This is a genomic window from Segetibacter sp. (genome assembly GCF_025963695.1).
Lineage (GTDB): Bacteria > Bacteroidota > Bacteroidia > Chitinophagales > Chitinophagaceae > Segetibacter.
Genome location: NZ_JAOQAH010000098.1, coordinates 16,466 through 36,421 on the forward strand (window position 1 = coordinate 16,466; position 19,956 = coordinate 36,421).

18 protein-coding genes are annotated in these 19,956 nt (G+C 40.0%); 10 read left to right on the top strand and 8 right to left on the bottom strand.

The window, feature by feature from the left end:
- Positions 1 to 18: 18 nt before the first annotated feature.
- Positions 19 to 1,338, top strand: coding sequence for a D-alanyl-D-alanine carboxypeptidase (locus tag JWR87_RS17685; protein WP_297822662.1), 1,320 nt, complete (start codon positions 19 to 21; stop codon positions 1,336 to 1,338).
- A gap of 90 nt (positions 1,339 to 1,428) precedes the next feature.
- Positions 1,429 to 1,560 (top strand): hypothetical protein, encoded by a 132-nt coding sequence (locus JWR87_RS17690; protein ID WP_297822664.1) that lies wholly within the window; start codon positions 1,429 to 1,431, stop codon positions 1,558 to 1,560.
- Between the two features lie 12 nt (positions 1,561 to 1,572).
- Here the strand turns inward: JWR87_RS17690 and mutL are convergent, their stop codons facing one another.
- Positions 1,573 to 3,444, bottom strand: a complete 1,872-nt coding sequence (gene mutL, locus JWR87_RS17695) for a DNA mismatch repair endonuclease MutL (protein WP_297822666.1) — start codon at positions 3,442 to 3,444, stop codon at positions 1,573 to 1,575.
- Between the two features lie 131 nt (positions 3,445 to 3,575).
- Between mutL and JWR87_RS17700 the strand changes: the two genes are divergently transcribed.
- A complete protein-coding gene (locus JWR87_RS17700) occupies positions 3,576 to 4,181 on the top strand; it encodes a hypothetical protein (protein ID WP_297822668.1) in 606 nt (201 codons plus the stop codon).
- Between the two features lie 393 nt (positions 4,182 to 4,574).
- Positions 4,575 to 7,223, top strand: coding sequence for a HEAT repeat domain-containing protein (locus JWR87_RS17705; protein WP_297822669.1), 2,649 nt, complete (start codon positions 4,575 to 4,577; stop codon positions 7,221 to 7,223).
- A 397-nt stretch (positions 7,224 to 7,620) separates the two neighbouring features.
- Here JWR87_RS17705 and JWR87_RS17710 read toward each other — a convergent pair whose 3' ends face one another.
- Positions 7,621 to 8,187 carry a hypothetical protein gene (locus JWR87_RS17710; protein ID WP_297822671.1) on the bottom strand — a complete coding sequence of 189 codons (567 nt, stop codon included), beginning with the start codon at positions 8,185 to 8,187 and terminating at the stop codon, positions 7,621 to 7,623.
- A 287-nt stretch (positions 8,188 to 8,474) separates the two neighbouring features.
- Complete coding sequence (locus JWR87_RS17715) at positions 8,475 to 8,900, bottom strand: hypothetical protein (protein ID WP_297822673.1); 426 nt, start codon at positions 8,898 to 8,900, stop codon at positions 8,475 to 8,477.
- 288 nt (positions 8,901 to 9,188) lie between these two features.
- Between JWR87_RS17715 and JWR87_RS17720 the strand changes: the two genes are divergently transcribed.
- From JWR87_RS17720 to JWR87_RS17730, 3 genes are all read left to right on the top strand, one after another.
- Positions 9,189 to 10,643: an isocitrate/isopropylmalate family dehydrogenase gene (locus JWR87_RS17720; RefSeq protein ID WP_297822675.1), complete on the top strand. Its 1,455-nt coding sequence runs from the start codon at positions 9,189 to 9,191 to the stop codon at positions 10,641 to 10,643.
- A gap of 239 nt (positions 10,644 to 10,882) precedes the next feature.
- Positions 10,883 to 11,428 carry a hypothetical protein gene (locus JWR87_RS17725; protein ID WP_297822677.1) on the top strand — a complete coding sequence of 182 codons (546 nt, stop codon included), beginning with the start codon at positions 10,883 to 10,885 and terminating at the stop codon, positions 11,426 to 11,428.
- Positions 11,429 to 11,456: 28 nt separating this feature from the next.
- Positions 11,457 to 12,563, top strand: a complete 1,107-nt coding sequence (locus tag JWR87_RS17730) for an Ldh family oxidoreductase (protein WP_297822681.1) — start codon at positions 11,457 to 11,459, stop codon at positions 12,561 to 12,563.
- 63 nt (positions 12,564 to 12,626) lie between these two features.
- Here the strand turns inward: JWR87_RS17730 and JWR87_RS17735 are convergent, their stop codons facing one another.
- From JWR87_RS17735 to JWR87_RS17750, 4 genes are all read right to left on the bottom strand, one after another.
- Complete coding sequence (locus JWR87_RS17735) at positions 12,627 to 13,619, bottom strand: C-terminal binding protein (RefSeq protein ID WP_297822683.1); 993 nt, start codon at positions 13,617 to 13,619, stop codon at positions 12,627 to 12,629.
- Between the two features lie 85 nt (positions 13,620 to 13,704).
- Positions 13,705 to 14,049, bottom strand: coding sequence for a translation initiation factor (locus tag JWR87_RS17740; protein WP_297822686.1), 345 nt, complete (start codon positions 14,047 to 14,049; stop codon positions 13,705 to 13,707).
- 53 nt (positions 14,050 to 14,102) lie between these two features.
- Positions 14,103 to 14,960 carry a carboxylating nicotinate-nucleotide diphosphorylase gene (nadC, locus tag JWR87_RS17745; protein WP_297822688.1) on the bottom strand — a complete coding sequence of 286 codons (858 nt, stop codon included), beginning with the start codon at positions 14,958 to 14,960 and terminating at the stop codon, positions 14,103 to 14,105.
- Positions 14,961 to 15,233: 273 nt separating this feature from the next.
- Complete coding sequence (locus JWR87_RS17750) at positions 15,234 to 15,611, bottom strand: DUF4783 domain-containing protein (RefSeq protein WP_297822690.1); 378 nt, start codon at positions 15,609 to 15,611, stop codon at positions 15,234 to 15,236.
- Between the two features lie 124 nt (positions 15,612 to 15,735).
- Here JWR87_RS17750 and gpmI point away from each other — a divergent pair, with 124 nt between their 5' ends.
- From gpmI to JWR87_RS17765, 3 genes are all read left to right on the top strand, one after another.
- Positions 15,736 to 17,265, top strand: coding sequence for a 2,3-bisphosphoglycerate-independent phosphoglycerate mutase (gpmI, locus tag JWR87_RS17755; protein WP_297822692.1), 1,530 nt, complete (start codon positions 15,736 to 15,738; stop codon positions 17,263 to 17,265).
- Between the two features lie 255 nt (positions 17,266 to 17,520).
- A complete protein-coding gene (locus JWR87_RS17760) occupies positions 17,521 to 18,666 on the top strand; it encodes a lycopene cyclase family protein (RefSeq protein ID WP_297822694.1) in 1,146 nt (381 codons plus the stop codon).
- Between the two features lie 20 nt (positions 18,667 to 18,686).
- Positions 18,687 to 19,622 carry a 1-phosphofructokinase family hexose kinase gene (locus JWR87_RS17765; protein ID WP_297822697.1) on the top strand — a complete coding sequence of 312 codons (936 nt, stop codon included), beginning with the start codon at positions 18,687 to 18,689 and terminating at the stop codon, positions 19,620 to 19,622.
- Positions 19,623 to 19,659: 37 nt separating this feature from the next.
- On the opposite strand, the gene JWR87_RS17770 is transcribed toward JWR87_RS17765, so the two are convergent.
- Positions 19,660 to 19,917 carry a hypothetical protein gene (locus tag JWR87_RS17770; RefSeq protein ID WP_297822699.1) on the bottom strand — a complete coding sequence of 86 codons (258 nt, stop codon included), beginning with the start codon at positions 19,915 to 19,917 and terminating at the stop codon, positions 19,660 to 19,662.
- Positions 19,918 to 19,956: the final 39 nt, after the last annotated feature.

The following is a 19,956-nucleotide window of genomic DNA, read 5'->3' on the forward strand; positions in this document are numbered from 1 at the left end:
AAAATTCTAATATCGAAAATGGAAAATAAGAAACCGGTTATTGTGCATTCGCTTACTTTTTTCTTTGCCATTTTCCTGCTTGTTTCCTGCTCTACTCAAAAGCAGTTGGGTAAAAACGCCCGCGCTTACTTATTAGATCAAAAAGAACTGTTACCTGCCCATATTGGCATTGCTGTTTTTGATCCTGCAACCAATCAATTTTTATACAAAAATCAGTCTGACCATTATTTTATTCCTGCAAGTAATACCAAGTTATTTTCATTGTATGCGGGGATGAAATATCTAAAAGATAGTCTTATTGCAGCACGTGTTACTATGGATGAGGGAACTGCCATCATTCAGGCAACGGGCGATCCAACGTTTCTACATCCGGATTTCAAAAACCAGCCATTGCTAAAATTTCTTCAGCAAAAGACTATTACCTCTGTCAGAATAAATACGGCATTTGCTTCGAAACCTTTTGGAAGAGGTTGGGCCTGGGACGATTATGCGTACGATTATATGGCTGAGAGAGACCCCTTTCCTATCTACGGTAATCTTGCCACGGTATATTTTGAAGGAGATACGGTTCGAACTAACCCGCCTGTAATAAAGCCATTTTTAATTGGCACCCCTGAAAGAGGAAAGAAATGGGACGTGACCAGAAATTTAGCTGCTCACTTTTATACCATCGATACGACCGGGGGCACTTTAGCGCCTTCAAAAACCATTACCATGTCGATGGAAAAGGGACTGTTTGCCAGCCGTTACCTCGCTGACACGTTACATAAAGAAGTGAATACTGATTATACGCCTCAAAATTCAACCTCCGGTTTTCCTGTATATTCTCAACCGAGCGATTCTCTTTTTAAAATCATGATGCATCGAAGTGATAACTTTTTTGCAGAGCAAACCCTGCTAATGGCAGCCAATGAACATTTGGGTGAGATGAACGATACGAAAATGATTGACACCATGCTTAAGACAGATTTGAAGGACCTGCGCCAAAGACCTAAATGGGTTGACGGAAGTGGCTTAAGCCGTTATAACCTTATATCTCCGGAAGGTTTTGTACAACTTTTGAAAAAACTAAAAGATGAATTTGGTTTTGAAAGATTAAAGATCATTTTACCGGGGGCAAATGAAGGAACATTGGAAGGTTTATATAAAGGTTACGAGCAACACATTTTTGCAAAAACAGGAACAATCAGTAATAATCTTGCTTTAAGCGGTTACCTCATCACTAAGAAAAACAGACAACTTATTTTTTCTGTAATGGTTAATAATCACCAGGCTTCCGCGCCTTTTATAAGAAAGGGAATTGAAAGCTTTATAACTTCTGTTATTGACAGATATTAAAAGAAGAGAGTGAATTTGGGTATAAAGAATTTATGCAGCAAGTAACAGATACAGATAAAAGTTCTTCTTTAGAAGAATATATAAAACCAGATGAAACAGGAATCCTCTACGAGAAAAGATGAGAACGGCGATTGGTCAGTAAAATATTTCTCAGAGATGGACGAAGTCATAGCGCTGCCATTTTTCCAGGTTCAACTTACTCTGGCTGATATTTACTCCTAAAGTATCGGCGTCCTATTTCCCAAACATCCGCTCTAAATAATCTGCTTTAAACTCCAAATAGGTAGGGCTGCCGTTGGGAGTTATATTAGGCGTTTTACAGGAGAAAAGTTCCTCTACCAGTACCATCATTTCTTTTTGCCCCAGGCTCCTACCTGTTTTGATGGCTTGTTGTTTAGCAACACATCTTACCAACTTTTCTCTTTTCGTAAATTTAATATCACTACTAAAGTGTTTGTATTGCTCCAGCAATAATTCAATGGCCATTTTCTCGTTTCCCTGTAAAATATCTGCTGGCGTGCCCTGCACCACAAAAGTATTATTACCAAAAGGCTCAATCAGGTAACCAAGTACCTTCAGGTCGGGAAGCAAGTCCTGCATTAAGACAGCATCTGATACACCTAATTGTATAGTAGATGGAAAAAGGCTTTGTTGCGTTGGCATCTGCTTTCCGTGAACCGCCTCGCTGTAGCGCTCGTACAGCACACGTTCGTGCGCCTGCTGTTGATGCACCAACAAAAACCCTTGTGCTGTGGGGGTTACAATGTAGGCTGCATGAAGCTGGGTTAGGATTGCATCGGGCAACAACCTCTGTTTCTGTTCATCCTTTAGTAAAGAGTAGCCAGTGTATTCTAACTGGCCACTTGTGTTTTCTGTTTCGGTATCAGTATACGCATCTGAAGGCAAGGGTTGAGCAGAAGGTTCATAGAAATCCTTCCAGCTTCTTAACTCACTTCGGTTAGTGCCCTCAATCTTGTGCGCCTGGTTTTTCTGGCTAAATGTTTTAAAAAGGTTTGATGAAGTAATCGATTCCATCCTATCGCCGGAAACAGGTTTGGAAACAGCTTCCATCTGCTGTATGTCGGCGTTCAAACTAAAGTCAAGAGATGGTGCAATGCTAAACTGGGCCAAGGCATGCTTTACAGCAGCCTGTACAAATGCATATACAATCTTTTCATCCTCAAACTTTATTTCTTGTTTTGTTGGATGTACGTTGATATCAAGTTGAGACGGGTCGAGATCTATAAATAAAACATACATCGGGAAACTATCCTTTGCAATCATCTCGTCAAAAGCCCTCATGACGGCATGGTTCAAATAGGCGCTCTTAATAAAACGGTTATTGACAAAGAAATACTGATCTCCCCTTGTTTTTTTTGCTGTCTCCGGCTTTCCAACAAATCCGTAAACATTCATGTAATCGGTGTCTTCGCTTACGCTAACAAGTTTAGAGGTATAAGAGGTCCCAAGTATTTGTGAAATCCTTTGTTTCAGGCTACCAGACTCAAGGTGAAAAACCTGCTGTCCATTGCTGGTAAGCGAAAAGAAAATATGAGGAAAAGCCATTGCCACGCGTATAAACTCATCTACAATATGGCGCATCTCTGCAGCATTGCTTTTCAAAAAATTTCTCCTTGCCGGCACATTAAAGAACAAATTCTTCATACAGATATTTGTACCGGCCGAAGCGCCGCAAGGTTCCTGCTTCTTTACGATGCTATTCTCCACTTCAAGGCAACTGCCCAGCTCGTCATCCACCTTCCTTGTTTTTAACTCCACCTGGGCGACAGCAGCAATAGAAGCGAGTGCTTCGCCGCGAAAACCCATTGTCTTTATTTTAAACAGGTCCTCAATGCTCGAAATCTTTGACGTTGCATGTCGCTCAAAACACATCCTTGCATCAGTTTCGCTCATCCCCTTACCATTATCAACTACCTGTATCAGGTTTTTCCCTGCATCAGTTACAATCAGTTTTACTTCTGTAGCACCTGCATCTACTGCGTTTTCCAACAACTCTTTAACTGCGCTCGCCGGTCTTTGTATAACTTCTCCTGCAGCTATCTGGTTAGCGATATTATCTGGCAACAACTGAATTATATCCGGCACTATATCTCCTTTTTGTTAAAATGTAAAAATAACCTTCAGCAGGCGCATTTGTATTGGGTTTACAATAATTAAGAAAACTGTGCGTTTTTTCTTTGTCCTATATAATAAAAATTCTATAACCCAAGCTACCTATGAAAAAAAAACTGGCTATCCTAAGCCTTGTCGCCTTAAGCCTCGCATCGTGCGAAAAGAAAGTCGACAGTATTGTTAACGGCATGACAAACAAAAGTGCCCCAATGAAAATTGGCGAGTTTGTGAAGTTCATTATCCCAAAGGGAGACCAATTCAGCGACAGAAGCAGTTACAGCGCAACCAATTATCAGCAGCAATCTTTTATTGTCAAGTTCGATAGCTCAGCTATTTACCAGACCATCGTTCCTTCTAACCAAAATGATATAAACAAGCTCTTTGGTTTTAGCGACAACAATGCGCAACATCATGAGTATAGCGCCCGATTTGGCTGGAGATGGAGCGATAACGAATTGCAGCTTTTTGGCTACGTGTATAACAACAGCGTTATGAGCTTTAAGGAATTGGGAATTATTCCGATCGGCGTAGAAACAAATTGCTCCATTAAAGTAGAAAAAGAAACATACCTGTTTACTCTAAACGGAAAGGAAACCAAAATGCCAAGAGAAAGCAAAACAACTACTGCTGAGGGTTACCGGCTGTATCCTTATTTTGGCGGAGACGAATTAGCTCCACATCCTATTTCTCTTTGGATTAAGGAGTTGTAAACGTAAATGCCCTTTATTGAAGTCGGGCTTTCGAGCTTACAGATGTTCATTGTCCCAATTTCCTAATTTTCTTCGCCAGGTTCTCCTCCTGTTGCCAGGTACTAATGTTGTATTTCTTTGGTAGTCGCCAGTTGTTCTTATAGCATCATCGTTGCGTCGCACACTTCATCCGAAGAGGTAAAAGCAACTTGACCAAGCCCAATTTTAGCAGCTGGATGTTCTATAATAGTAAGCACCTGGTGAAAGAGTACTTTCGGCCCCGTTCCTCAATGCCTGCAAGTTGTAAATATTTCCCTTTCAAAAAGCGACTATTATGACCAAAAAGTAAATACAAAGCGAATGTAAAGTGTGCTTATTTTGCAATCTGAAACAATTCAGTTTATAAATTGCTATATGATTAAGATTACGTTCGCTTTATTCTGTGCTTTTTTTATAAATGCCGGATATATTTTTTTTGAAGAAAATTCCGGTGTTGCCAACATAGATAAAAGTCTGTACAGTAAAGACTCTGCTCGCAATGCCACAAGTTGGCCACCTGAGTTAAGTGTTACAAATTTCACAGGCGCTGATCTGACTCCCAGCCCAGCCTGCCTTGCTGTGGCCGCTACTGGTGAAGTATTTGTTGGAGTGGATCAAATAGGGTCTCTTGGTAAAACCCCTGGTAAAGGCAGCATCGTAAAGCTAATCGACAGCGATAACGACGGTAAAGTAGATAAGCATACCCAGTTTGCTTCGGTTGATAATCCACGTGGTATTATTTCCCTCGGAAACCAGGTTTTTGTCCTTCATACTACTTTTTCTAAAGAAACCAAACTGGCAACAGGCATGGACCTGGTAGTTTTCGAAGACAAAGACAACAATGGCGTAGCGGATGGCCCCGAAAAACCTCTTATTGAACACCTTAGTTCACCTAAATTTTTACAAAGCCGCGGCACTGACCATGCTACAAATGGGATAAGGATGGGTATTGACGGATGGATATATATTGCTGTAGGCGATTTTGGTTTTCACAATGCCATCGACAGGTCAGGTAAAACGTTGACTATGCTTGGAGGGGGAATTGTGCGGGTAAGGCCAAACGGTAAGGAAATGGAGGTTTACACGCACGGCATGCGCAATGTGTATGACGTTGCAATAGATCCGTACATGAATATTTTTACACGCGATAACACCAATGATGGAGGAGGTTGGAACATTCGTTTTAGCCATCAAATTCAATCGGGAGAATATGGTTACCCGCTTCTTTTTAAACATTTTACAGAGGAAATTCTACCCGCTTTGGTTGACGTTGGGGGTGGTTCTGGTACAGGCAACTTATTTATGGACGACCCGAGCTGGCCCGAAAAATACAATCATGTACCAATGATGGCCGATTGGGGTAAAAGTGCACTTTATCTTCATCGCGTAACTCCTGACGGTGCAAGTTTTACACAAAAGGATGAAGAGTTTATAAAACTAGCGCAGATAACAGATTTAGATATCGATGGTTCTGGCCGTCTTTACTTATCCGCCTGGGATGGCGCAGGTTATTCCGGTAGCGCAAATAAAGGGTTTGTTGTACGTGCGGTACCAAAGAATTGGAAGTATAAGGCATTTCCGGATGTAAAAAAGTTATCGGTTAAAAAGCTTGTAGAATTATTGAAATCCAACAGTGCTGTTGCCCGTTTGAATGCGCAACAGGAACTTTTAAATCGCCCTGCTAAAGATGCTAGAAAGGCTTCCTTAAAAATTGCGCAGGATAAATCGTTGCCGCTCTACAATCGGGTAGCCGGAATTTTTACTTACGCCCAGGCTGCGGGTGAGACCGGAACGCAAAACTTACTGAAGTTGACTGAAGATAGTGATGTGAAGGAATGGGCATTACGGGCGCTGGCTGATCGCAAAGAATTTGTAAAAAACGTACCCGTCGAATTTTTTATCAAGGCCCTTAACGACCCTTCACCCCGGGTACAAGTGGCATCAATTATAGGTCTTGGCCGGTTAGACCGTAAGGAAGCAATACCAGCTTTGTTGCAGGTAAAAGTTCCTGGTTCGTTTGCAGCCCCTCAAAAAGACAAAGAAGGTCCTCATGCCACTCCCAACTCAGCCATTATTCCTGCACATCTTGCTGTTCGTTCTTTGTTAAACCTCAATGCAGTTAATGAGTGCGTTAATGCAATTGGATCTGAAAGTTCAACAATGGCCCTTTGGGCTTTACGGTACATGCATGACCCAATAGCTGTTGACGGATTAATAGCAGCATACACAAAAACGACTGACAAGGAACTTAAAGGCAAAATCATTACTACTTTATCTCGCCTGTATAAAAAAGAGGCACCACAGGAAGGTTTATTCTGGTGGAGCACTCGTCCTGATGGTCACGGTCCATACTATCGGGCAATGGACTGGGAGTTGTCGCCTTCCATTAAAAAGTTTCTTAGTGAAGAAAAGGATAAATCAATATCAGAAAAGCAGCTTTTTGCAGATTTGAATGCTAAGTTTCAAATGGGTATAACTGAGTTTGGAGGAGAAGAGACTATTGCTGCCAAAGAAGAACCTAAAATCGATCTTGAAAAAATTAGAAATAAAAAAGGGCAGATTGGCGAATCATCTATAGAAGACGTGATGCTGGCGATGGCCAAAATTACAGGTGACCCGACGCTGGGTAAAACCCTTTTCACCAGGCAGGGATGTGTGGCGTGCCATAGTATTAATAAGGGCGAGGCGTTGAAAGGACCGTTTATGGGCCAGGTAGGATCTATTATGAACAGGGAACAGATTGCCGAGTCAATTCTAAAGCCTAACGCATCCATTTCACAGGGTTTTGCAACTGTACTCATTACTGCAAAAGGAAATAAAAGCTATACCGGCTTTGTGACTGCTGAGACGGCGGACAAAATTACGATGAGAGATATTGCAGGCCAGGTTAGTACTGTCAGAACAGCAGATATCATTAGCAGGAAAGAGATGGAAACCTCAATGATGCCTTCTGGCCTCGCAAATGCTTTATCATATGAAGAATTTGCATCGCTCATTACCTTTTTGTCGCAACAGAAGAAGTAGTTATAGAGTACAAAACGTTATTCTTAATTATAAAATACCGTGTAGATATGTTGGCTTAGCAAGCTGTCTTGCAAAAAAGAGCGAAATTTTGTTGATATTCCAAGTTGCCATATAGGCTAATGGTGAATGCCCGCTTTTGATAAGGGAGGAAGAATTATCTCTATTATTACTTAAAAAAACAAACCCTTCCTGGAAAGGAAGGGTTTTGAATTAAATAAGAATATTGCCCCCAATACTCATAGTAAAAGTGGGGTTATTATCTGAACAAGACAACCACATAAACATGTGATATTTGATTTTTAAGCCTTCTTTTAAAGAGAATTAAGATAAGTGTTTAAATAAGCACTGCTGCATCTAAACAAAACAAAGGAAAGCTGTCATTGTATGAGAGCTGGAATTAGGAGCCTTTATTTTTTTCCTGTAAAATTTTTTCAATTGCTGCACCTGCTACTGAGGCAAACTCTTTAAATTGTTTATCAGACGACGAGTCACTCTTACATTCCCATGTAACCGACCCATCACTATTCTCCTTTTTAAACAACTCCATAGTGTTATTACCCGTATCCTTACCAGTGCTTCTGAAATATAATTTGTAAACTGTGTCCCCTTCATTTCCGCTCAACAGGTTGACATCTACTTTATAAATTTTTCTTTTATGCTTAAAACTAACCTTTCTCGCTACAGGAGTTTCGGCACTTACATTAGAAGAGATGTTTGTTTGAGTTGTGTTATTGAAACTCAGCATTGCAACTGAAACTAACAGTAATCCTATTATTCCAGTAAGGAAATACTGTCTTCTGATTAGTGTCTTTCTTCTTATTTCAACAACCTCTACCGGGTAGAACACTAAACTAAATTGTTCTGAGTGTTTAAGGTATTTAGACAGTCTGAATTTAAAAACAATAAGGGCGGCTATACAACAAAGAGCAATAAAAGGGTAATAATTCAATACTTGTTCCATCATTAATACTTTTTAATTACAGAACGGGTCAACAACAACTGATTTTATGTTCTTATAAAATTTAAAAACACTCTATAATCAACAAAAGGGCCAAATTGTTGTAAAACCAGACTAAACATTTATACAAAGCAAACCGGAGAAGGGGAATGTCTCACGTTTGTAACCAATAATTTAGTGGCACGGGCCTTCAATTGTAAGAATGCCCGTTAAATTTTTTAAGGCAAGAGCAGGCGTGGTAATACTATTACTGTAATATTAATCTGCTTTCTAACATTACTGTAAATATTTGTTCAAAGTCTTTTTTTATTCTCTGCGCGTTCGTCTTTCCATACCAACCGTAACCGTTTTGCTTCTTTGAAGAAATCTGTACACTTTCCATCACCTCGTCCTGTAAATCCACCTGATGGCGCACATATATAGTTACAATCTGCATCAACAACGGTTGTAAAACGGTCGCAGCAGTCTGAAGATATGGTGTACACTTTCTTCGATTGATATTCGTACTCATAAACCTCTCCGGGCGGGTTCCATACATGCTCCTTTTTTATACTTTCAATTCGCATCAAAATACATGATGGAGTCTTTTGTCCTACCGCAGCAGTCGATACTATTGCTGTTGCAGAGTCGCCGGGAGCTGGAGATAAAGCCTTAGTTGAAATTTTTCGGCTACATCCCAGGAGCGTGATTGTTATAAAAAAGCAACTAAAACAGTTCATAGATTCAGAATTAGTTTAGCAAAATACAGGAATCAAAGTTTTACACCAGCTATCAGCAAATATCATTTATGTCCCTGCTTTCTCTTTTTTACCCAACATTTACGTGAAATTGGAAATATACTTTATGAGAAACGCTGAGTTTTTGTATGAAAGTAGAAGAGTGCGACGCAACGATGTTCGGTTACGTTTTTGTAGCTGACTACCCGATCGTTTTTTGTAAGACAATTTAGTATGTACACATAACTTACCTTTGCAACGAGAAAAATTTTTACTCTAAAACATCATAACATGACTAAAATTGCCGTAGCTAAAGGCGATGGAATAGGACCAGAAATAATGGACGCTGTTCTTCAAATTTTTAACGCTGCCAATGTTCCGCTTGAATATGAATACGTTGATATGGGTAAGTGGGTGTTTGATAAGGGATACAGTAATGGAATGACGCCGGCAGCACAGCAAACGATAGAAAGCCTGGGTATTTTGTTTAAGGGCCCAATGGAAACCCCTAAAGGCAAAGGCGTAAAAAGTGTAAACGTTACGGCACGAAAAACCTGGAATACTTACGCTAACAAGCGCGTTTTTCAAACGCTTCACGGTGTAGATACAGTTTTTTCGAAAGCAGGCATTCCAATAGATATTACCATAGTTCGTGAAAATATAGAAGATACATACGGCGGAATTGAACACATGCTTACGCACGATGTTGCCCTAAGCCGTCGTTTCATTACCCAGCCCGGAAGTATGCAGGTAATTAAGTATGCTTTTGAGATGGCTAAAAAGAAAGGCACCCGGCGCATTACCTGTGGTCATAAGGCTAACATTATGAAGCTAACGGACGGCTTGTTCCTTCAAACTTTTTATGATGTTGCAAAAGAGTATCCGGAGCTAAAAGCTGACGATATTATAGTTGATGACCTATGTATGAAACTCGTGACCCGTCCTGATTTATTTGACGTGGTTGTACTTACCAACTTGCAAGGTGATATTGTTTCTGACCTCTGTGCCGGATTGGTTGGTGGGTTGGGTTTTGCGCCTTCGGCAAACATCGGCGACCACATTTCTATTTTCGAAGCGGTTCACGGTACTGCTCCGGATATTATGGGAAAAAATATTGCAAATCCTACCGCGCTATTGTTAAGCGGTCTTGCTCTTCTTCGCCATGTAGGATTGATGGAAAGCGCGGCAACAATCGAAAATGCTTTGTTATATACTTTAGAGCAAGGCGTACATACCGGAGATTTTGGAGACCGGTCGGTTCCATCAATGAATACAACGCAGTTCTCTGAAGCAATTGTTGGCAATTTCGGAAAAGTTCCCGCAATCAGCCCAAGGCCGATGTTGGAAAATCAGCCTGCTACGCCTACCGTTTTTAAACTCGATAGAAACCCGATGCTGGAGAACAGTGAAAACATTAATGAAACGATCATCGGTGTCGATATGTTTATTGAAAGCAATGCACAACCGGCAGTGATAGCTGAGAAGTGCCTACAGCATACTTTCGGACTTTTTAAACTGGTGACGATTAGTAATCGTGGTACGCAGGTTTGGCCTACAGGAAGCATGTACACCAATCTTGTAAATACTTATGCATGCCGTTTTGAAAGTATCGGTGAAGTCTCCGTTACCCAAACAGATATTATAGAGTTATACAGACACCTCGCCCAGGACTTTAAGATTTGCTCTACCGAGCTTTTAAATGTTTGGGATGGCAAGAAAGCGTATTCATTGGCGGCAGGACAGTAGAGAAGCCGCCAGCTATTAGCTGAGAGCCGCGGGGCTCTCATTTTTTTTGTCTTGCTGTTGTTGATTAAGCTTGTTTTTATTTTTCAACCAGCAACGTTCCTAACCGCAGCATTGTTGCGACGCTCCGTTTTAAGGGTGGTAATTCTTATGAACTTTTACCAGGTTATGAGTTGTTAACTTTTGCGGCATCCCTTTTTAGTAAGACAACAAAATGTACTTTTATTACCTAATTTAGTAGGATGCGTTTAATCATATTTATCACTTTACTGCTTTCGGTTTTTACGCTACAAGCACAGCGATTCTTACCAGGAAGTTTTATCGACAACGGTTACAGGGGAAATTTTGCAAATAACATTAACCCGAACGACAGCACAGCTAAAAAGAAATGGTTTATTAGCAAGTACAGTGGCATATCAACAAGCTTTACTTTTTTCAAAGGTGGAAATGCTACTGTTGTTTCTGCACCGCTTGGGCTGCAACTTAATCGTAGACTAAACAATAATCTTTATGCTTTTGCCGGTGTTTCTGTAGCACCCGCTTATATAAACTTTAACCGGTCTTTCATTAATTCCGATTTTAATAAAGCAAACCCAAATAATGCCTTTTTAAAATCGGGCAGTTTAGGTATCTATTCAAGAGCCGAACTGGGTTTACAATATGTAAATGATGAGAAGACTTTTTCCATCTCCGGAAGCATAGGTGTAGAAAGAAATAGTTATCCAATGCCTTTTTACAATCAAACCAATAATACGAGGTCCCACCCGGTTATTTCAGCAAACAGGTAATCAAGTTTTTTTAAGGGATTTATCTAATATGATGAAAGAAGATAGTCATTCGCTTATTTTTTCATTTGCTTCGTTACGTGAATTTACAACTGCAGTTTTCAAACACTGCAATGTCCCTCATGACGATGCAGTTTTAGCTGCCGATGTTCTCGCTTACAGTGATGAACATGGAATTGACTCTCACGGTATCGCGCGCTTAAAAACTTATTACGATCTATTAAAAATAGATCGTATAAACCCAAACCCTGTCATAAGCATAGTGCGGGAAAAAGCAAGTGTCGCTACTATAGATGGCGATAACGGTTTGGGATTGGTTGTTGGTCCTAAGTGCATGGAGATAGCAATGAAGAAAGCACACGAACACGGGTCAGGATGGATTTCTGTACGCAATACCAATCATTACGGTGCTGCAGGTTATTATCCTGTAATGGCCTTAAAGCAAGACCTTATTGGTCTTTCTATGACCAATACAACTGCAGGCGTAGCACCTTTTTTGGGTGCTGAAAAAATGCTTGGAACCAATCCAATTGCAATTGCTTTTCCCGGCTTTAATGAACCCCCTGTTCTTATCGACTTTGCATCCAGCACTGTTTCTTACGGAAAAGTAGAAATTGCTAACCGGAAAGGAGAGCCTGTTCCTTTAGGTTGGTGCCTTGATAAAAATGGTGAGGCTACTAATAATCCGGCAGACATGATTAATGGTGGAGCCCTTTTGCCTTTAGGTAGTGATGTAAACGGCAGCGGACATAAAGGTTACTGTCTTGCAAGTATGGTAGATATATTAACAGCAGTTTTAAGCGGTGCTAACTGGGGCCCCTTTGCTATTCCGTTTGCCATTCATGTCGCCCCATTAAAGAAACAGGTCGGAAAAGGGATCGGTCACTTTTTTGGCGCATTCGATATAGATGGTTTTCGGGATAAAACTGAATTTAAAAAAGAAATTGACGAATGGATACATACTATGCGAAGCACCAGGCCTCAGCCAGGAGCAGAAGCAGTGCTAATACCCGGAGACCCCGAAAGAATAGCCTATCAACAAAGAAAGGTAGACGGAATACCTGTTAATAAAGAAGTAGTGAAGTCTTTGCGGATAATAGCGGAAGAGACCGGGATTGATTTGAAGGGTGTAGATTGATGCAGGAGATTAATAGCAAACCATAAGAGCTGGTAGTTCGAAGCTTATAGCTCAAAGCTTCTCTCAATTTACTACATTCCTTATCTCCTCTCCCCTCAATGCCCGTAAACATGCCTGCGCACTTTTAACCCGAATTTCCATTAACCCTTCTTCACTATAAAAAGCTGAATGCGGATTAATGATTACTTTATGATAGGCAGGATGATTTGGATTTTTCCATGCTTGAATTAATGCATCACCAACCGGTGGTTCCTGTTCCAACACATCAAACGCTGCTCCTGCAAGACAGCCCCTTTCGATAGCGGCAGGAATAACTGATGTATCTACAACTCCACCCCTGGATGTATTAATAAGATAGGATCCTTTAGGAAGATAGTGAAGGGTATTTTCATTTATCAAATAATGAGTCGCCGGGGTTAAAGGACAATGCAGGGTTAACACCTGTACTTGCTCAAGCAGTGATTGTAGAGTTTGGGCCCGTCCAATTCCTAAAGCTTTGTCAAAACCATCTGGCTTGAAAGGGTCGTAAAAAATTACGTCCATTCCCAGTGCCTTTGCTCGTAGCGCAGTAGCTGTTCCTATCCTGCCAAGGCCAACAATTCCAATTTTTCGATTTCGTAATCTTGTAAGCGGTCGTACTTGTGTATAACTCCATTCTCCTATGCCGTCTCTTAACCAAGAGTTTAAAACCGAAATGCCCCGGGTAAGACTAAGCATCATACCGATAGCTGTATCAGCAACATCTTCCGAACCATAATCGGGAATGTTTGCTACAGGAATATTTAGAGTTCTTGCATAATTATGATCAACATTGTCGAAACCTACGCCGGCTCTTACAATCAGTTTACACTGTTTAAGCCTGTCTATTGTAAATGCGGTTAGAGACAGTGTATGATACATTATTACTGCATCAGCAGTTTCAATTTTACCTTCAAGCAGCCTTTCGTTATTAGCATCTAATGCAATTACGTCTGCGGTATCACCAAGAATTTCCTTTTCAATAACTAATGAATCATTAATGAAGTCAGCAATGATAACTTTATGTTTTCTATCCATTAGTTGCTTTGGTTTTTAGGGTTAAGATCCTCAATGTAGCGCTTCCTATCCTTACATTGCGGATGATAAAAATTGTGTCATTTTTCTATATTTTCTTAGTACTCTTAAACCCATTCTTAACGAGCCATTGTAACACTTTTTCTCTTTGGTCCCCCTGTATTATTATTTGCATGTCTTTTACGCTTCCTCCTGTACCACAAAAGTTTTTTAAGCTTTTACCCAACTCTTCAACATCTGCTTCTTTGCCAATAAAGTTGTCAACCAACGTTACTGCTTTGCCAGCTCGTTGCTTTGTATCTAACCTTACCTTCAGTTTTTGCTGATTTGGGGGCAATGTCTCGTGCACCTCTTGCGGCTCTTCCTCAAACCTAAAATTTGGATCGGTGCTGAAAACAAAGCCGCTCTTGTCCGGTTTATTTTTCTTGCTCATTTTTTATAAAGTGATGGGTAATAGTTAACGGGTGACAGATAATTAAAAAAGAATTACAGTTCAGCTTTTAAACTTAAATCAAGGCTTTTTGCCTGGTGAATTAATGCTCCTACACTAATATAATCCACTCCTGTTTTTGCATATTCAACTATATTATCCAAATCAATTCCCCCGCTTGCTTCGGTTTCGAATCTTTTATTAATCAGTTCAACCGCTTCTTTAATTTTCCGCGGTTTAAAATTGTCCAGCATTACCCTGAATATTTTTCCTTCTCCCATTTGAATCACTTTTTTTACATCTGCAATACTGCGGGTTTCTACTTCAATCTTTAAACCTGGTTTTTTTGTTCGCACATAGTCTGCGGCTTTATTAATAGCGTTTTCAATGCCTCCGGCAAAATCTATATGGTTGTCTTTTAGCATAATCATGTCGTACAAAGCGTAACGATGATTGGTGCCTCCTCCAATTCTTACGGCTTCTTTTTCAAGTAATCTAAAATTTGGAGTAGTTTTCCTGGTGTCTAAAATTTTTGTGTTATAATCTTTAATAGTATTCGAATATTGATGTGTTAGTGTAGCTATACCGCTCATACGTTGCATAATGTTTAGCACCAGCCTTTCGCATTTCAGGATTGTATGAACTGATGCTTCTACGGTAAATGCGCGCTCACCAAAAGCCATTGTTTCTCCATCTTTTTTAAAAGGTATAAAAACGGCTGCTGGTTCTACCATTTTAAATATTGTTTCAGCTACCGATACTCCCGCTAAAATTCCATCTTGTTTTATCTTTAAAACTGCTTTTCCTCTTTCGTCGGCAGGTATACAACTGAGGGTGGAATGATCGCCATCAGCTATATCTTCATTTAGGGCTTCGCTAATCAAATGCTCCAGCATTTCATTGTAAGTTTTCATCAACCAAAGCTACAACCTGTTGTAACACGAATGGCTGGATTAGGAGAGATAAAAGGTTGCAGGAGCGGGTAACTGAAGCAGCTGACATTCTGTACCAGGTGGGTCTGGTTTCGAATAACGAATCAAAAAGTACAAGTGAGTGACACAACAATGCTGAATACAGCTTTTACGATAGGAACAAAAAAACCTCTAATTAAATCTACTAGACTTGTTTTTAGCTATAAAAAAAGCCCCGTTTTATAACGAGGCTTTAAGAGTTGAAAAGGACGGTGGTTAACTAATTCTAACCGTAATGATTTGCGGTTTGCCTTCTTTGGTTCGCATCATAATTGATAGCTTGTACCCCTCACCTGCATTGGTAAGTTTACCGGCAATGTACATAGTACCACCCATTTCGCGTTGAGAAGAAAGCTCGAAACCTTTTATGTTATTGTTATCAAAAAAAGATTTTAAAGCAATACCAGCCTGGTTTTTACCAATGCTTTTTATTTCTTCTTTATCAGGAAATTTGATGTCTAGAATCTTATCAAAATAGTTTGACACTTCTTCTGCATTTGCTGATTTTAAGGCGTTTACAAGGTTACTTCCTTCCTGTGCTTTTGTTGCTATTGAAGCAAAAAACACAATCATTATTATTAATAGCTTTTTCATATTTGGGTTTTAAACTCAATTGCTCACCTATAGGCGAAAAATATGCCAAATTAAAAAATTCTGAAAAGATAATTGCACTTTTGCAACTTTCCTGTAATTATTGAAAAAGCTATAGTTTTATAAAATGGAAAGTAAAAAAGTGATCTTAGTTATAATGGATGGTTGGGGACTTGGAAAAGTGAAGTTGGCCGACGCTATACAAAATGCAAATGTGCCCTTCGTTTCTTCTTTGTACAATAAATATCCTAATACCACTTTGGTTACATATGGCGAAGATGTAGGCCTACCCGAAGGACAGATGGGAAACAGCGAGGTTGGGCATATGAATATAGGTGCAGGTCGCATAGTTTACCAGGAGCTGCAAAGAATAAATGTTGCCATTCGTACCGGCGAGTTTTATACAAATGCCGTTCTGCTTGAAACAATAAATTATGCAAAAAACAACGGCAAGCCCTTGCACATCATGGGCCTGGTAAGCGATGGAGGTGTTCATAGTCATATAAATCATTTAAAGGCGATTATTACATTATGCAAAAATGAAGGCCTAAACGAGGTATACATACACGCATTTACAGACGGCAGAGATACCGACCCAAAAAGTGGGTTACATTTTATCACCGACCTTCAACAGCACCTTGATGCCAATGTTGGTAAGATTGCAACTGTTACTGGTCGCTACTACGCGATGGACCGTGATAAGCGCTGGGAACGAATAAAGCAAGCCTACGATGGCATGGCAAAAGGCCAGGGGCAAACTGCAATATCGGCAACTGCTGCTGTTCGGGCATCATACGACAGGAGCGAGACAGATGAATTTATAAAGCCTACAGTAATAACAGATGCCGATCAAAAACCTGTAGCTACAATAAGAGACGGAGACGTGCTTCTTTGTTTTAACTATCGCACAGACCGCCCCCGGGAAATTTCTGAAGTGCTTACCCAGGAAGACTTTCCGGCTTACGATATGAAGAAGCTGAATGTGCGATACACTACCCTTACAGAATATGATAAGAGTTTTAAAAACGTTCATATTGTCTTTCAAACTGATAATTTAAATAATACACTTGGAGAGGTTTTAGCCGCAAATCATAAAACCCAGATACGTATCGCCGAGACAGAAAAATATCCGCACGTTACCTTTTTCTTCAATGGCGGCCGCGAAATTCCTTTTGAAGGCGAGCGCCGTATTCTAATTCCTTCACCAAAAGTAGCTACGTACGATTTACAGCCCGAAATGGGCGCAGAAGAAATAACGGATGCTATATTACCTGAGATTGAAAATAAAACGGCCGACTTTATTTGTCTCAATTTTGCCAATGCCGACATGGTTGGCCATACAGGTTTTTTTAGTGCAGTCATAAAATCGATTGAAACGGTTGATAGGTGTATGGAGCGTTTGGTAACTGTAGCTTTAAAAAACGACTATACCGTTTTCATTATTGCTGACCACGGCAACGCCGATTTTATGATCAATGAAGATGGAACGCCTAATACTCAACACTCGCTAAACCTTGTGCCTTTTATTATAGCAGATAACGATTTCAAAGGTCAGATCCAACATGGCAAGTTGGGAGACTTAGCTCCAACTATTCTTACTATGATGAATGTCCCTATTCCAAAAGAGATGTCGGGTCATGTTTTAATTGCTAATTAAAAAACTGTAAGAAGTATTTATACTGAAGTACAATCAACTTTTCCGATTATCTATAACGGAGATGGTCGAAAGTATAATTTAGTTAGCCTGTAGTTCAGTTTTTAAGCATTATAAGGCATTTTGTACTCAGCATAAAATTTCTATTAAGCATTGTTGCGTCGCACACTTATACGTTAAGATTAAAATTCAACAGTAGCCTTCTTTTTATAAACCTTCATAATCTTCGGGAGGAACAAATTTTGTAAACGATAGTCTGTGAAGCAATACGATTATATCATTTCCGGGGCAGGATTAGCGGGTTTAAGCCTTTTAATGCGATTTATAAACAACCCTGCTTTTAATACTAAGAGCATACTGGTTGTTGATAAAGCCCCAAAAAATGAAAACGATCATACCTGGTGTTTTTGGGAAAGGCAGCCAGGATTATTTGAGCCGCTGGTGCATCATAGATGGCAGCAGGCTCATTTCTTTTCAAGCCATTTTTCTTCACTTCTCAATCTTGCCCCTTATGAGTATAAAATGATAAGGAGCATAGATCTTTATGATTATGTGCAACTAGAGGCACAGAAGCATTCTAACATCAGTTTTGTATATGGAAATGTAGAAGCTACAGGAAATGCAGGGAATAAAGGCCTAGTCGTTGTTGATGGAACTCGGTACACTGCTGACTATGTATTTAATAGTGTTCTATTTATAAAATCTCAATCGCCAGCCAACGTACATTATTTGCTTCAACACTTTATGGGGTTTTTTATAGAGACAAAAGAAAGCTTGTTTAATCCCGCGGAAGCGACACTGATGGATTTTAGAGTAGCTCAAAACAATGGGACCACTTTTGCCTACGTTTTGCCTTTTACTTCAACCAAAGCTTTAGTGGAGTATACCCTGTTCTCAAAGCAATTGCTTACAGATAATGAGTATGCCACTGCCTTAAAAAATTACATCTTCAACATCTTAGGAATAAAGGAGTATTCTATGCTCGAGCAAGAGTTCGGAGTTATACCGATGACAAATATGAAGTTTGTAAAGAGAGTGGGTAGGGTAATAAACATTGGTACTGCAGGCGGACAAACAAAAGGAAGCAGTGGATACACATTTCAGTTCATTCAAAAGCACTCAGACAAGATAGTTGCCGATTTGCTACAGTATGGTTATTTAAAAGAAAACGAGCCTTTTTTCGATAAACGTTTTAATTTTTACGACAGTACACTCCTTAATATTTTATCAGGAAACAAACTGCCGGGAGACAAGATATTCTCCGACCTTTTCAACAAGAACCCGACAGAACGAGTACTGCGATTTTTAGATAATGAAACTACTTTGGAGGATGAAATAAACCTGGTAGCCACGCTGCCACAGGGAGTATTTATAAAGGCTGCTTTTCAGGAGATGTTTAAATAAAAACAATAAAATTTACTTGAATGCAAAAGATTGTAACAATTACACTTAATCCGGCGATAGATAAAAGTACTACGGTAAATGCCATAGTACCTGACAGAAAACTACGTTGTTCACAACCAGTTTTCGAACCAGGCGGGGGAGGTGTTAATGTATCGAGGGCTATTAAAAAGCTCGACGGAACATCAACAGCCATCTATATTGCCGGGGGCTATAGCGGAAACCATCTTCAACATCTCCTGGATGAAGAAGGAATTGAATCGGTTGTAGTTAAATTTAATGGACAGACCCGGGAAAACCTGATAGTTGTAGACGAGTCTTCCAATTCTCAATATCGTTTCGGCATGCCCGGACCATCGCTAAATGAAAATGACTGGCAGAAGTGTTTAGATCTGTTAAAGGACAGTACGGGCGTGGAATACATTGTGGCAAGTGGCAGTTTACCTGAAGGTGTTCCCGAAGATTTTTTTGCACGGTTAGCTTGTGTTGCTAAAAAAGTGGACGCCAGACTAATCGTTGATACATCTGGTGAACCATTGAGGCATGCAACAAATGAAGGGGTTTTTATGATAAAGCCAAACCTTGGTGAACTTAGTAACTTATACGGCAAAGATGAATTGCTTGAAGCAGATGTGATTCGGGCAGCCAGGGCAATCATAAACAAAGGAGGAAGTGAAGTAATGGTGATTTCCATGGGCGCGTCGGGCGCAATGTTAATTACTAAAGATGATGTTATAGAGGTGTCATCTCCCACAGTAAAAAGCAAAAGTACAGTGGGTGCGGGCGATAGTATGGTAGCAGGTATGGTGCTCGCTCTTTCCCGAGGTGCTACGTGGTTAGAGGTTTTGCAGTATGGCATCGCTACAGGTACCGCCACTACCATGAATCCAGGTACAGAACTGTGTAAAAAAGAAGACGTAGAAAGATTATATACTTGTTTAAGAGCAAAAAAGGTTTAAAACGACGGTTACCTGTAGCTTAAATTATTGGGAATATTTACAACAAATGCTTTTCAATCTGCTGGCCAATAGTATTAATAAGTTCCGGTTCAATATTTTTATCAGCGTTTTTTAACGAGATTTTCCAAGCTAAACCTTCTTCTTCGTCAGCAGAAGGTGTTACAGTAAATTGGTATTGGTTTCTAATATAAATATCATAATAAAAAACGTTGTTTTCCTGGCAACAAGGCTTCACCTCAGCAATCTCAGAATCGTCTTTGTGTAAATACTCAACAAAAAAAGGCTGTGTATCCATAGGTAGTAACTTTTGTGTTAGCATGCTTTCAAAGCCTAT

What these genes read in the sequence shown, in the direction of transcription:
- JWR87_RS17685 (WP_297822662.1), top strand. Translation starts at nt 19, where the DNA reads ATGGAAAATAAGAAACCGGTTATTGTGCATTCGCTTACTTTTTTCTTT.
- JWR87_RS17690 (WP_297822664.1), top strand. Translation starts at nt 1,429, where the DNA reads ATGAAACAGGAATCCTCTACGAGAAAAGATGAGAACGGCGATTGGTCA.
- JWR87_RS17700 (WP_297822668.1), top strand. Translation starts at nt 3,576, where the DNA reads ATGAAAAAAAAACTGGCTATCCTAAGCCTTGTCGCCTTAAGCCTCGCA.
- JWR87_RS17705 (WP_297822669.1), top strand. Translation starts at nt 4,575, where the DNA reads ATGATTAAGATTACGTTCGCTTTATTCTGTGCTTTTTTTATAAATGCC.
- JWR87_RS17710 (WP_297822671.1), bottom strand. Translation starts at nt 8,187, where the DNA reads ATGATGGAACAAGTATTGAATTATTACCCTTTTATTGCTCTTTGTTGT.
- JWR87_RS17715 (WP_297822673.1), bottom strand. Translation starts at nt 8,900, where the DNA reads ATGAACTGTTTTAGTTGCTTTTTTATAACAATCACGCTCCTGGGATGT.
- JWR87_RS17720 (WP_297822675.1), top strand. Translation starts at nt 9,189, where the DNA reads ATGACTAAAATTGCCGTAGCTAAAGGCGATGGAATAGGACCAGAAATA.
- JWR87_RS17725 (WP_297822677.1), top strand. Translation starts at nt 10,883, where the DNA reads ATGCGTTTAATCATATTTATCACTTTACTGCTTTCGGTTTTTACGCTA.
- JWR87_RS17730 (WP_297822681.1), top strand. Translation starts at nt 11,457, where the DNA reads ATGATGAAAGAAGATAGTCATTCGCTTATTTTTTCATTTGCTTCGTTA.
- JWR87_RS17735 (WP_297822683.1), bottom strand. Translation starts at nt 13,619, where the DNA reads ATGGATAGAAAACATAAAGTTATCATTGCTGACTTCATTAATGATTCA.
- JWR87_RS17740 (WP_297822686.1), bottom strand. Translation starts at nt 14,049, where the DNA reads ATGAGCAAGAAAAATAAACCGGACAAGAGCGGCTTTGTTTTCAGCACC.
- nadC (WP_297822688.1), bottom strand. Translation starts at nt 14,960, where the DNA reads ATGAAAACTTACAATGAAATGCTGGAGCATTTGATTAGCGAAGCCCTA.
- JWR87_RS17750 (WP_297822690.1), bottom strand. Translation starts at nt 15,611, where the DNA reads ATGAAAAAGCTATTAATAATAATGATTGTGTTTTTTGCTTCAATAGCA.
- gpmI (WP_297822692.1), top strand. Translation starts at nt 15,736, where the DNA reads ATGGAAAGTAAAAAAGTGATCTTAGTTATAATGGATGGTTGGGGACTT.
- JWR87_RS17765 (WP_297822697.1), top strand. Translation starts at nt 18,687, where the DNA reads ATGCAAAAGATTGTAACAATTACACTTAATCCGGCGATAGATAAAAGT.
- JWR87_RS17770 (WP_297822699.1), bottom strand. Translation starts at nt 19,917, where the DNA reads ATGGATACACAGCCTTTTTTTGTTGAGTATTTACACAAAGACGATTCT.